Genomic DNA, 12,917 nt, shown 5'->3' on the forward strand with positions numbered 1-12,917 from the left:
AAATCATAGTACATCCTTTTTTTTGTGAAACATCAAGGATGTGAAAATCGAAAGAATAATCCCGAAAGCCTATACGTTATCGTGGAGACGGATACGTTTTAATTTTCTCCCGGAAACCTTCTTTTCGAATAAATTCATTGGTGATTGGCACTACGTTCGGCAAGTCGAATACGGTTGCGCTGATCTCCGGCTTTTTCCGGATAAGTTCCATGGAATAAGCACCCGAGCCGCCGCCAACATCCAATACTGTTTTGACGTCGGCCAGGTCAAGATGGGCCAATTGCTGCGGAGCTTGTTTGATTGCCCGGTCGTGCATGGCGGTGATAAAGGCCGAAAGCCAATCCTGCCCACGGACATTGATCTGCGTGCTATGCGCCGGAACGCCTGATTCGACGACCGTTGTCAGCTGGCTCCAGCTGTCCCACAGATGATTCGAGTGCATCAGCCCTCCCTGGTATTGGGACCCTTTTCGCGATAGCAAGTTGAAACTGTCAGCTGTGTTAAAAAATCGCTGGTTGTGTTTCTCCAGAAAACCTAATGAGGCTAACGCATTTAGTAAACGGTCGCAAGCATGATGGTCTACTTGCAATTTTACAGCGAGCTGTTCGCTTGTGGCTCCCGACTCGTCAATTTGCGTGAAAATATCAAGCTCGAAACCGGTCAGTAAAATTCGGCTCTTTTGAAATGCGTAAACAAGCTCTTTGAGTGATGATGGATCCATTGTTCAGATTTTAAGTTGTCATCGATGCGTTGCCTGCCAGGAGCGTGTTCCCTAAATTTCTCAAATTAAATTGAAAGTAAAGCTGTTTGGAGAAGAAATTTTAGCAGAAAAGCCTTCTGCTTCCGACGGAATTTTCACCCGGGATGAAGGTCGAAGGTTTTTGGAGCTTCGGTTGTCCGGCTTTCTTGGTTGTCGGGATATCGTCCCAACCATAACGACGTCTTTTGATGAACGGGCTTGGAGTTACTGAAAATGGCGGCTTCGGGAGTCTCCCAAAACCGCCATTTTTAGCTTGCCGTATTTCTATCGGTAGAACTTTGCCTGGTAGGTACTTTGGTTGCCTGCACCATCGTTAACCCTTAGCTTTAGCTGGTGGCTTTTGCCAAGCTGAAGGCGTGTTTCATCAAAATAATACTCAATCAGGTTATTTTTACCATCGTACTCAAATAGCACCCACTGTCCGTCAATTTCGCCTTGGTAGCTGTCCACACCCGAGAGGTCATCCATGATTTTGAAACTCACTTTGCGGCGATCGGTCAGCGAACTGTGGTTTTTAATATTGAGCGGAGTTATGCTTGGTGCTTCGGTGTCGGTTGCAATGGCAAAAGTCCCCAGCTGCCGAACCTGACTTTCAACCCAGCCGTTGCTGTATTGTCCGCCCATGCTGGATTTCTTTCCGGTTTTGGGGTCGATAGCCACCAGCAAAGCCTTCGATTTAAGTTGATCCGGGAGACTTTCAGCCTTGATGCGGAGCTTGTAGGCCTGATGTACCGGAACATCCGGCTCGTGCAGTTGTATGCGTTTGCTGAACAGATCCTTCGCCGACGGCAATTCTTTATAGTCCAGTTGAAAGTCGGAATAGAAGGTGCCCGCTTTCATGATGGCCTGCACGTTGGGCTGTTGAAGCTTAAACTCGGTGGCATGGTACACCGGAATGCCCCGCGGACTCGCTGCCGGTGCAATAGGCGCCTGGCCGTGCACGGTAAATTGTAGTCGGCTCGTATTCCCGTAAACGTCCTTCACCAGGTAGCTGATTTCGTAATCCTTACCCGCTTCAATGGCAAGCTTGCCCTCGTTTTCGCGCACCAGGTAGTTGTTGAGTTGGTTGCCCTCTTCAATCCAGTTCTTTTGGTAGCGCCGGCGATTATTTTTCAGATAAGTATAGTCGATGTAACTATTAATGTAGCGGCTTTGGCTGAAGCTAATCTCATTCAGCTTGAAGTTATAAATCAGTTTTCCGTTAACCGAGAGGCTGATTTCATAAATACCACATTTGCTCCAGCTCCCGTCCAGATAGTCGAGCCCCATGATGCCAAAACCGATTTCGCCACCGGCCGTAATTGTAGGATTGCTTTTTAAATGGTAGGCACCATCGAACATCACCAGATCGATGGGCTTTTGGCTGCTGCTGCCATTGATGTGCGCACCCTTTGACAGGGGGTACAGCATTACCGACATCAGCTTGGGGGCTTTCGAGTCGCGGATGGCAAAGTTGAACAGCAGTGGGTTGATCGGATTTTGGGTTTTGCTGTCGCGAATCTCGAAGTGCAGATGCGGGCCGCCGGAGCTGCCACTGTTCCCGCTGTAAGCAATTAATTCACCCTGTTTAAACCGAAATTTGCCTGCTGGTACCGACTGATCCAGTTCGAACGATCGGTTGCGGTATTGAAGGTCACGTGCGTATTTGGCCAGATCGTCCCGCAGCGCACTCAGGTGCCCGTAAACAGTGGTGTAGCCGTTTGGGTGGTCGATGTAAAGTGCTGTGCCGAATCCCCAGGGGGATATTTTTATGCGCGAGAGCGTTCCTTCGGCGGGTGCATAAACCGGTATGCCCGTTTTTCCTTGTGTTTTGATGTCGATGCCCGAGTGGAAGTGATTGCTGCGAAGCTCGCCGAAATTACCGGCCAGCAGCATCGGAATTTTCACCGGAGCTGCAAAATAATCGGCCTTTATGGTTGGTGTATAAGGGCGGTTGATTAGAAAAAGCAGTAATGTAAAAAGGAAACATTTCATAAAATGTAATATTGTAATTGTTGTTCTTTATGGATGTCAAGATCGCTAAGTACGCCTAACCAATTGATCCTTTTAATGTTTTTGCAGGTCTTGCGCCGGCTGCTGACAAGGACTGTTGATAACATTTTTTTCAGGCTCTATGCTATTCAACAAATAAACTTATCTTCGTAGAACGAATTGGGCAAAAATATTATTTTTGTCCGGGAAAGTTTACTAAAATGACCGGGGAAGACCAACTTTTACTGGACGATTTTAAGGCAAAGTTAAGGCTTCTGATCAAACGCCATACCAGCCTGAAGGAAGAACGGCAGGTGATGGCAGCGAAAATAGCTGAAATGGAGCAAACAATTGCCGGCTTGAAAAGTGAAAATGAGGAACTGGTTAAAAAGTATAACGATCTGAAGATCGCGAAAGCTTTGTCAGTGGGCGACGAAGATAGCAAACTGGTAAAGCAACGCATCAATAAAATAGTGCGGGAAATTGATAAGTGTATTGCTCAGTTGAATGTGTAGTCGATACATGGAAAGATGACAGATAAGCTTTCAATAAATATTAATATCAACGGACGAATTTATCCGTTGAAAATAGACCGAAACGAGGACGAAGAGGCGAGAATTCGGAAAGCTGCAAAGATGATTAACGACATCATTCTGGAGTACAAAAAGAAGTATGTCAATCAGGATTCGCAGGATTTTTTGGCCATGACCGCCTTTCAGTTTGTTCTGAAAAACCTGGAACTGGAAGAGCAAGGCGATGAATCGCCGATCGTTGAGGAAATTCGATTATTGGACGAGCAACTGAGCGACTTTTTGTCATTAAACGAATAAAAACAATATATCGATAGCCCGCTATTGGTTTATTTTCAGCTATATTTCGTAGCTGAAAGTAAATCGATTAGTGGGCTTTCATTTTAATTATCTGTAATATTTAGAAAAATGGGAATACTATACGCAATTTCTGGTTTCTTACTCGGTGCTGTTTTATCCTACTTCTTGTGGGATAAAGCCATTAATGGTAAGAAACGTAAAATACTCAGCGAAGCCGAAGCTGAAGGTGAGGTAATCAAGAAGGATAAAATCCTTCAGGCAAAAGAGAAATTTTTGCAACTGAAAGCGGAACACGAAAAGTACATCAACGAGAAAAACAGCAAGATTGCGAATCTCGAGAATAAGATGAAGCAGAAAGAAGCAACCTTTCTGCAAGGTAAAAACGAATTTCAGCGTACGGTCAAAGAGTTTGAGAGCGAAAAGCGCAACGTGGAAACCATCCGCGAGAACCTGACCGCTCAGATTAATCTGGTGCAGCAAAAGGAAGAAGAGTTGGACAAAGTGCACCGCCAAAAGGTGGAGCAACTGGAAGCCATTTCCGGTTTGTCGGCCGAAGAAGCCAAGTCGCAGTTGGTGGAGTCGTTGAAAAACGAAGCCCAGACCGAAGCCATGTCGTACATTAACGAGATCATGGAAGAGGCTAAGCAAACGGCTAACAAGGAAGCTAAAAAGGTGGTGGTGAAAACCATTCAACGGGTTGCTACCGAAACAGCCATCGAGAATGCAGTGACTATTTTTCACATCGAAAGTGATGAAATCAAAGGGCGGATTATTGGTCGCGAAGGACGTAACATTCGTGCTTTGGAAGCTGCAACAGGGGTCGAAATTATCGTTGATGATACCCCGGAAGCCATTGTACTTTCAGGTTTCGATCCGGTACGTCGCGAAATTGCCCGTCTGGCACTTCACCAACTGGTAACCGATGGCCGTATTCACCCGGCCCGTATCGAAGAGGTTGTTGGTAAGGTGAGAAAGCAAATTGAAGAAGAAATCATCGAAACCGGTAAACGCACAACCATCGACCTGGGAATTCACGGCTTGCATCCCGAGTTGATTCGCCTGATCGGTAAAATGAAATACCGTTCATCGTATGGTCAAAACCTGCTGCAACACTCGCGCGAGGTGGCTAATCTTTGTGCCATCATGGCGTCCGAGTTAGGCTTGAATCCCAAGTGGGCAAAACGGGCCGGTCTGTTGCACGATATTGGTAAAGTGCCCGATGATGAGCCGGAATTGCCACACGCAGTGCTGGGTATGAAACTTGCCGAGAAGTTCAAAGAAAAACCCGATATCTGCAACGCCATTGGTGCTCACCACGACGAAGTGGAAATGCAATCGTTGCTGGCGCCCATCGTACAGGTTTGTGATGCGATTTCAGGAGCCCGCCCCGGTGCCCGTCGCGAGGTGGTTGAATCGTACATTAAGCGTTTGAAAGCTCTGGAAGATTTGGCGCTTTCTTATCCTGGTGTATTGAAAACCTATGCAATCCAGGCCGGTCGCGAGTTGCGCGTTATTGTTGGTAGCGATAAAATTTCGGATAAGGAAACCGAACAGCTGTCGTACGATATTGCCAAGCACATTCAGGATGAGATGACTTATCCGGGACAGATCAAGATTACAGTGATCCGCGAAACGCGTGCGGTGAACTATGCAAAATAAGTCAACTTGAAAATCAAAATAGAAAGCTCGCTTCGGCGGGCTTTTTTTATGAACGTCTTACTATGCAGAGGCACTAAGTTGCAATGCCAATAACTGTTTTTGACTACAGGTGGAACGACAACCCGACAACTTGTGAAAACAATAACAACGGGATGGCTGCTACGCATTCTGCTTTTTATCTTCGTGCTGTTGCCCTTTTATAACACGTGTTTTTGTTTCGTTGGAGCCCTATTTATCGATTTGCTAAAGTACAGATTACTGAGCAACGCTGACCTGGAAGCTGTTTCTAGCTCTCTGGGAGGGTAGTCTTTGCAGGGGTAAGCCCTCCTTGCCGCTACAGGTAAGCAAAGGGGGAGTGGTGCATTAATTCGACTTGCGTCTTTCGGGAATCCGAAGAATCACGAAATTCAACACAAAGGCTCCTACAATCATCCAGTTGGCCCAGCTGTTGTGGTAGTTCGAAACCAGTATTTTACCGCTTAGCGCCATCAACCCACCGCCAAGCATGGCTACAATGCTCAGGCTTTTGTTCACCTTCAGATTGGCCAGGGCGGCAATAATCGGTACAATGAAAGCCCCCGAGTAAAAGGCCAGCGCCAGCAGCAAGGTTCCAATAATCGACGTGATTTGAAGCGCAATCAGCATGCTCGCCATCCCGATCAAGACGATGAACAGCCGCGTGGTGTTGAGCGATCTGCGGTTGTCGATGTCCTCATGAAACAATTCGCTGACCATCATCGAGGCTGTCAGCAAGGTGGTGTCGGCCGAGGAGAGCACAGCTGACAACAGGGCGGCCGCCATCAATCCAAGCACCCATTCGGGCAGAAATTGGGCGATTAAATCAACTAAAACAACCGAGTGGCTAAGCTGTTCGGTCGAGAGGTTGTCAACCGCGAAAACACCCAGATAGGTCAATCCGAAGGCGAAGGGAATAAGAATCCCGGCTACAACAGCGATACTTCGCCGGGCAGTCCGCTCATCGCGGGCGCAGAACACCCGGGAATAAATATCGGGGCCAACCACAAAGGTGGTCGAAAAGGTGAGGAATAAGATCAGCAGATCAGTTGCCTGGAAGCCCGAATTAAACGGGAAGCTTTCGGCTATCGGACTGGTATGCGTACCAGCGGTAAACGATAGAAAGATGGCCGAGCAAATTATGCCAGCCAGGATAATAATAGCCTGTATAAAGTCGGTTTTCAGAATGGAAATCTGACCTCCGATTAAGGTGTAGATGATGAAAACTGCTGAGGAGATAATCACTCCGTCGGTGTAGGGCAGGGCAAACAGGCTGAACAGGATTTTGGCAGCCGCAATAATCTGTGCCGCAACAATGCCGGTCCAGGCCAAGGGAATGATAACCGACGCTGATTTGCGGGCCGTATTGCCGTAAAACCGCCCAAGCATGTCGGTGAGCGTGAATTTACCGTATTGGCTCACTTTGCGAACCAGTGGAAACAGGATCCAGAGCCCTGCAGAAGCCGCCAGCAAGTACCAGGCAGCAGCCCACATTTGGTGTATGGCCAGGTTTACCGAGCCCAGAATAGCTGAACCACCAAGGATGGAAGCCAGCAAGCTTCCTGAGATCTGAAATACTCCATTTCGCTTTCCACCAACAAAATAGTCCGATGGGCTTTTTATTTTCAGAGCCGATAAAACGCCGATGATCAGGAGAACAAGTCCGTAAACGATGAGTATGGTTACTTTCATGATGCTATTGCTTAAGCCAACAAGGGGCGAGGCACAAAAATAACAATAGAATTGTTTTTGTCGCTCATTACCGCTCATTGTTGCACGGCTGATAAAAGGCATTGTATAAGGCCGCAATTCTTCGTAAGTTTAATGGAACCTAACCGCAACGCTTATGAAACGCCATCTGTTCCTTGGAAATGAAGCAGTAGCGCAGGCTGCTATCGACGCGGGTATTTCCGGAGCTTATGCCTATCCGGGAACCCCCTCAACCGAAATTATGGAGTATATACAGCACAGTCCAACGGCTGAAGAACGGGCCGTTCACCGACAGTGGTCAGCAAACGAGAAGACAGCTTACGAAACGGCACTGGGCATGAGCTATGCCGGGCGCCGGGCATTGGTTTGCATGAAACAGGTTGGGCTGAATGTGGCTGCCGATGCTTTTATCAACTCGGCCATTACCGGGGTGAACGGCGGTTTGGTGCTGGCCGTAGCCGATGACCCCGGAATGCATTCGTCGCAAAATGAACAGGATTCACGCTACTACGGGCGTTTTGCCATGATTCCGGTTTTGGAACCCTCGAATCAGCAGGAAGCCTACGATATGTGTTACACCGCCTTCAAGCTATCGGAACAATTGCAGCTGCCGGTGATGTTGCGGCTGACAACCCGCCTGTCGCATTCGCGTGCTGCGGTTAGCCTTCGCCAGTCGGTGCACCCCCACGAATTACATTTGCCGCAAAACCTGAAGCAATTCTTGTTGCTGCCCATCTTCGCCCGGAAGAACTATGTGGGTTTGCTCGAAAAGCAGCATCGTATGGAGGCGCTTTCCGAACAATCATCTTATAATTTTCAGGAAGCAGGCGTTCATCGACATCTGGGAATCGTGTGTTGCGGTTTGGGCTGGAACTATTTCCGCGAAGTGTTCGTCGGCCGGGAGATTCCCTGGCCGCGGGTGAAAATTGGTCAGTATCCGCTCCCGCGAAACTTACTGGAAAAGCTGGAAGCCGAATGCGACGAGCTGCTGGTCATTGAAGAAGGCTACCCGATGGTGGAAGAGCAGCTTCGCGGATTCTTTGCTGCCGGGAAACCGGTGCACGGAAAACTCGATGGCTGGTTGCCGCGTTATGGCGAGCTGACCAGCGACCAGGTGGGGCGAGCCCTCCAAATAACCTACCCGGCACCTTATCCGGTGCCCGAGGTGGTTGTTCCCCGGCCACCCTCGTTTTGCCGGGGCTGTGGGCACGTAGATGCTTTTGAGGCTTTGCAGGAGGTTGTTGCCGGATACGGTGCTGGTCATATTTTCTCCGATATTGGTTGCTACGCGCTGGCCGCTCTGCCTCCTTACCAGGGAATCTACTCCTGTGTCGATATGGGGGCGTCGATCACCATGGCCAAAGGAGCTGCCGATGCCGGTTTTTTCCCGGCGGTAGCTTTCATCGGCGATTCAACCTTCACCCACTCGGGCATGACGGGCCTGCTGGATGCGGTGAATGAACATACCAATATGGTGGTGGTAATTTCTGACAATCAATGTGTGGCGATGACCGGAGGACAACAGCCCGCAGGACTGGGCAAACTTGAGGCGATATGCGAAGGGCTTGGTGTTGATCCGGCACACATTCGGGTGTTTACACCGCTACATAAAAATCAGGAAGACATGATTCGAATTTATCAGGAAGAAATTGAATACGACGGCCTGTCAGTGGTTATTCCACGACGCGAGTGTTTGCAGAAAGCTACCCGTCGTCGGCGGCAGGAGAAACAAAAACAAGCAAAAAACTGAAACGATGAAAAAGGATATCATTTTAGCTGGTGTCGGCGGTCAGGGAATTTTGTCGGTTGCGGCCATATTGAGTAATGCAGCTATGCTCGAAGGCTTGTGGGTTAAGCAAGCCGAGACGCATGGCATGAGCCAGCGAGGCGGGGCAGTGGTTGCCCACTTGCGTCTGGCCGACCACGAGGTATGTGCCGATCTGATTCATCACGGACAGGCCGACATCCTGCTCGGGCTGGAACCCATGGAAGCGCTGCGCCAACTGCCGTTCCTGCATACTTATGGTGTGCTGATCAGTAATATGGAACCTTATTTGAACCTGCCGAACTACCCGCCGGTCGAGGAATTGTGGACCGAAATAAAGCGACTGCCACGCCACATCCTGGTCGATGGCGGAGTGATCACCCATCAACTTTGCAACCCGAAAGCACTGAATATGATTATGCTTGGTGCTTTGTCCGATTACATTCCCCTGCAAGCCGATTCGTTGAAAACAGGAATATGCGAACTGTTTCGCACAAAAGGCGAACAGCTGGTTCAGCAAAACCTGGAGGCCTTCGATGCAGGCCGGGCTTTCGTTGCAAAACAACCGGCTGTATAGTGTATTTCAGACTGAAAAATGGGGTAAGTGCCGATATCTTTTCTACTTTTACGGTACTACTCAATTCAAACTAAAATGAAAACACACTATCTCGCCGGACTGGCAGCCTTAGCGGCGCTTGCTGCGTGCCAAAACACGGCTACAAAAGAAAAAGCAGCTCAAAAGCCCAACATCATCTACATCCTGGCCGATGATTTAGGCTACGGAGACCTGAGTTGCTACGGCCAGCAGAAATTTCAAACTCCACATATCGATCAGCTAGCCCGGGAGGGAATGCGTTTTACCAACCACTATGCGGGTTGTGCGGTTTGTGCTCCTTCGCGTTCGACCTTGTTGACCGGGCAGACCACCGGATTTACGCCCATCCGTGGCAATATCGGCGTGAAGCCGGAAGGCCAGATTCCGCTGCCGGCCGAGTCGTTTACCGTGGCCGAGCTGTTGAAACAAAGCGGCTATGTAACCGGCGCTTTCGGAAAGTGGGGCCTGGGTTTTATCGATACCGACGGAGATCCCAACAAGCAGGGCTTCGATCAGTTTTATGGCTACAACTGCCAAACGCTGGCTCATAACTACTTTCCGGGCCACCTTTGGGATAACCAGACCAAGGTGGAATTGGCCGGTAATATCGACAATCAGTTTGGCGATTATGCTCCGGAGTTGATTCACCAGCAAGCGATGCAGTTTTTGGAGGCCAATAAGGATACCAGTTTCTTTTTGTTCTATCCCTCGGTGATTCCGCATGCCGAGTTGAAGCTGCCGGAAGCAGATTTAGCTCAGTTTCGTGGTAAATACGATCCCGAGAAATCGTATGAAGGTGCCGACTACGGACACCCGCGATTTCGCAAAGGTGGCTATGGCTCGCAAGCTGAATGTCATGCCGCTTTTGCCGCCATGGTTGCTGTACTCGACAATCAGGTGGGCGAGCTTATGGCTAAGTTGAAGGAGCTCGACATCGATGAGAATACGATTGTCATCTTTTCGTCCGACAATGGGCCGCACCGCGAGGGAGGAGCTGATCCGGATTATTTCGACAGTAATGGCCCTTTGCGCGGATACAAGCGCGATTTGTACGAAGGGGGCATTCGCGAGCCGATGCTTGTTCGTTGGCCGGGACATGTTGCCGCAGGCACGACAAGCGACCTGATTTCGGCTTTCTGGGATGTGATGCCAACAGTAGCCGATTTGGTTGGCGCCGAAAAGCCGACTAATATTCAGGGAATTTCTTTTCTTCCAACTTTATTGAGCCAGCCCGGTCAAAAGAAACATGACTATCTGTATTGGGAGTTTCACGAGAATGACGGTCGACAGGCCATCCGCCAGGGCGACTGGAAATACGTGTCGTACAAGGTTTCTGACCCCGAGCAGCAAACGCACGAGTTGTACGATTTGGCAAACGATCCCGGCGAGGAGCACAACCTGGCCGATCAGTACCCGGAGATCGTCGAGGAGATGACTCAAATTCTGTGGGCTGCCCGCACCGAATCGGCTGAATTTCCTTTTGGTATGGCGGGACATTCAACAACTGAATAGCTTGCTGGTTAACCGGATCTCCGGATAGTTGTATTGCCGGATGATTGGTCCAGTGAGCATACAGAGGCAACTGTATACGGCGACTGATGACTTTGTCAGTCGCTTATTTTTTAGTTTCTTTCGACTATGGAAAGCCGATCAATCAAAGAAATCCGGGAAGAATTGAAGAACTACCCGCCGCAACAATTGCAGGAGCTCTGTTTGCGGATGGCCCGCTTCAAAAAAGACAACAAGGAGCTGCTGACTTACCTGTTGTTCGAGTCGGAAGATGAGGCTGCTTTTATTGAAAGCGTGAAGGCGGAGATTGATGCCGGCTTCAAGGCGATGAACCGGCGCAGTGGTTACCTCATCAAAAAGAGCTTGCGAAAAATACTGAAAGATACCACGCAGGCCATTCGCTACTCGGGCGTGAAAACGACCGAAGTGGAATTGCTGATCTACTTTTGCCGCATGATGCGAACCGAAAAAATTCCGATGAGTACCAGTCCCATCATCCGCAATATGTTTGCCCGCCAGGTGAAGAAGATTGAAACAACCATCTCCAAATTGCACGAAGACCTTCAATTCGACTATCAGGACGACATGGAATACTTAAAAAGTTGAAAGCGAACGGCAACCTGCCAGTTGCTTCGGGGCAGCTCAGCCATTCGCACGAACGGCCTTAGGCGGCACTGTGGACGGTTCCCCCGGCCGGTTGAAGCCGAAATCCGGCCAATGGGACGGCTTCCGCAGCCAATTAATTCAGAAATCCGGCCAATGGGAGGCTTCCCGATGCCAATTAACTCAAAAACCTGCCCGATGGACAGCATTACCAGCCCGATGGGATCAAAACTCTGCCCGATGGGAGGGGGCCGGTAGCTCGTGGAGGGGGCAACATGCCTCGGGGACACGCCAGCCGGGCGTTTCAGCGTTTGGACTAAGAAAAAAAAACACAGATGATTCCGGGGAATCACCAACAGGGATGAAAGTGGTGGAAGACAGCAGAAGGCATTTAAGAGAAGACGGAAGCTCGCTCGGAGCGGGATCGGCCTACTTTTTATCGATGGTGAGAGGTGAACCGGAAGCTTAGTGAATCCGGGAAGCTCCGCCGACAGAAGGAGATCACCCGGCTGAACTTAGCTTTCGGGAGCTGACACCTGAAGATAAAAATAAGCCTTGCGTTTTCTGTTTCGTCTTTGGGGCAAGCCAAAGATGAAAACCCGTCCGGTAGGACAAAATATCCTCTTTTATACAAATTAGAATTGACGGAACACTCGTTTAAGCGTCGAAAAAGAGACTTTCAGAAAAAACCTACATGATTCCCGGAAATCACCAACAGGGATGAAAGTTTCGGATTTTTTCAACGATGCTGTTGTCGTTGTTTTCAATAGTTGTCGGGTTGTCGGTCTACATCTAATCAAAACCAGTTATTGCCAATGCGGCTTAGTGCCTCTGGGGGGTAAGACTTTCATAAAAAACTTCATGATTCCGGGGAATCAGCAAAAGGGATGAAAGTGGTGGAAGACAGTAGAAGGCATTTAAGAGAAGACGGAAGCTCGCTCGGAGCGGGACCGGCCTACTTTTTATCGATGGTGAGAGGCGAACCGGAAGCTTAGTGAATCCGGGAAGCTCCGCCGACAGAAGGAGATCACCCGGCTGAACTTAGCTTTCGGGAGCTGACACCTGAAGATAAAAATAAGCCTTGCGTTTTCTGTTTCGTCTTTGGGGCAAGCCAAAGATGAAAACCCGTCCGGTAGGACAAAATATCCTCTTTTATACAAATTAGAATTGACGGAACACTCGTTTAAGCGTCGAAAAAGAGACTTTCAGAAAAAACCTACATGATTCCCGGGAATCACCAACAGGAATGAAAGTGTAGTAGTTTTCGATTATGCTGTTGTCGTTGTTTTCATAAGTTTTCGGGTTGTTGTCCCACATCTATTCAAAACCTTGATCGACATTGTGGCTTAGCTCCTTTGGGTGGTAAGACTTTCAGAAAAAACCTACATGATTCCCGGGAATCACCAACAGGAATGAAAGTGAATTAACTTGCGGTATCTACGTACCAATAAAATTTTCTACTATGAATCCTGTCGAAGAATTCCCAAGAATCATTGAGCG

General features: G+C 48.9%; 10 protein-coding genes. 7 read left to right on the top strand and 3 right to left on the bottom strand.

All coding sequences use genetic code 11. The annotated features are described in order from the left end of the window. Positions 1-76: 76 nt before the first annotated feature. On the bottom strand, positions 77-721 hold the full coding sequence (locus C8N47_RS18335; protein ID WP_107824032.1) for a methyltransferase family protein: 645 nt from the start codon (positions 719-721) through the stop codon (positions 77-79). 303 nt (positions 722-1,024) lie between these two features. Continuing rightward, complete coding sequence (locus C8N47_RS18340; protein WP_107824033.1) at positions 1,025-2,734, bottom strand: M23 family metallopeptidase; 1,710 nt, start codon at positions 2,732-2,734, stop codon at positions 1,025-1,027. 218 nt (positions 2,735-2,952) lie between these two features. On the opposite strand from C8N47_RS18340, the gene C8N47_RS18345 reads away from it, so the two are divergent. From C8N47_RS18345 to rny, 3 genes are all read left to right on the top strand, one after another. Beyond that, on the top strand, positions 2,953-3,246 hold the full coding sequence (locus tag C8N47_RS18345; protein ID WP_107824034.1) for a hypothetical protein: 294 nt from the start codon (positions 2,953-2,955) through the stop codon (positions 3,244-3,246). 15 nt (positions 3,247-3,261) lie between these two features. After that, on the top strand, positions 3,262-3,561 hold the full coding sequence (locus C8N47_RS18350; protein WP_107824035.1) for a cell division protein ZapA: 300 nt from the start codon (positions 3,262-3,264) through the stop codon (positions 3,559-3,561). Positions 3,562-3,669: 108 nt separating this feature from the next. Then, entirely contained in the window at positions 3,670-5,220 is a 1,551-nt protein-coding gene (gene rny / locus C8N47_RS18355; protein WP_107824036.1) for a ribonuclease Y, read from the top strand. A gap of 363 nt (positions 5,221-5,583) precedes the next feature. On the opposite strand, the gene C8N47_RS18360 is transcribed toward rny, so the two are convergent. Beyond that, positions 5,584-6,927, bottom strand: coding sequence for a sodium:solute symporter family protein (locus C8N47_RS18360; RefSeq protein ID WP_170111448.1), 1,344 nt, complete (start codon positions 6,925-6,927; stop codon positions 5,584-5,586). Between the two features lie 154 nt (positions 6,928-7,081). Here C8N47_RS18360 and C8N47_RS18365 point away from each other — a divergent pair, with 154 nt between their 5' ends. From C8N47_RS18365 to C8N47_RS18380, 4 genes are all read left to right on the top strand, one after another. After that, entirely contained in the window at positions 7,082-8,695 is a 1,614-nt protein-coding gene (locus C8N47_RS18365; protein WP_107824038.1) for a ferredoxin family protein, read from the top strand. Between the two features lie 4 nt (positions 8,696-8,699). Then, complete coding sequence (locus C8N47_RS18370) at positions 8,700-9,287, top strand: indolepyruvate oxidoreductase subunit beta (protein ID WP_107824039.1); 588 nt, start codon at positions 8,700-8,702, stop codon at positions 9,285-9,287. A gap of 75 nt (positions 9,288-9,362) precedes the next feature. Next, entirely contained in the window at positions 9,363-10,817 is a 1,455-nt protein-coding gene (locus tag C8N47_RS18375) for an arylsulfatase (RefSeq protein ID WP_107824040.1), read from the top strand. Between the two features lie 126 nt (positions 10,818-10,943). Beyond that, positions 10,944-11,420 carry a hypothetical protein gene (locus tag C8N47_RS18380; protein WP_107824041.1) on the top strand — a complete coding sequence of 159 codons (477 nt, stop codon included), beginning with the start codon at positions 10,944-10,946 and terminating at the stop codon, positions 11,418-11,420. The last annotated feature ends 1,497 nt before the right edge of the window (positions 11,421-12,917 follow it).

This window comes from Mangrovibacterium marinum (assembly GCF_003046625.1).
GTDB classification, from domain to species: domain Bacteria; phylum Bacteroidota; class Bacteroidia; order Bacteroidales; family Prolixibacteraceae; genus Mangrovibacterium; species Mangrovibacterium marinum.

Excerpts from the sequence above, each read along its gene's own strand:
- C8N47_RS18350 (WP_107824035.1), top strand. The coding sequence starts at position 3,262 with ATGACAGATAAGCTTTCAATAAATATTAATATCAACGGACGAATTTAT.
- C8N47_RS18335 (WP_107824032.1), bottom strand. The coding sequence starts at position 721 with ATGGATCCATCATCACTCAAAGAGCTTGTTTACGCATTTCAAAAGAGC.
- rny (WP_107824036.1), top strand. The coding sequence starts at position 3,670 with ATGGGAATACTATACGCAATTTCTGGTTTCTTACTCGGTGCTGTTTTA.
- C8N47_RS18380 (WP_107824041.1), top strand. The coding sequence starts at position 10,944 with ATGGAAAGCCGATCAATCAAAGAAATCCGGGAAGAATTGAAGAACTAC.
- C8N47_RS18365 (WP_107824038.1), top strand. The coding sequence starts at position 7,082 with ATGAAACGCCATCTGTTCCTTGGAAATGAAGCAGTAGCGCAGGCTGCT.
- C8N47_RS18345 (WP_107824034.1), top strand. The coding sequence starts at position 2,953 with ATGACCGGGGAAGACCAACTTTTACTGGACGATTTTAAGGCAAAGTTA.
- C8N47_RS18375 (WP_107824040.1), top strand. The coding sequence starts at position 9,363 with ATGAAAACACACTATCTCGCCGGACTGGCAGCCTTAGCGGCGCTTGCT.
- C8N47_RS18370 (WP_107824039.1), top strand. The coding sequence starts at position 8,700 with ATGAAAAAGGATATCATTTTAGCTGGTGTCGGCGGTCAGGGAATTTTG.
- C8N47_RS18340 (WP_107824033.1), bottom strand. The coding sequence starts at position 2,734 with ATGAAATGTTTCCTTTTTACATTACTGCTTTTTCTAATCAACCGCCCT.
- C8N47_RS18360 (WP_170111448.1), bottom strand. The coding sequence starts at position 6,927 with ATGAAAGTAACCATACTCATCGTTTACGGACTTGTTCTCCTGATCATC.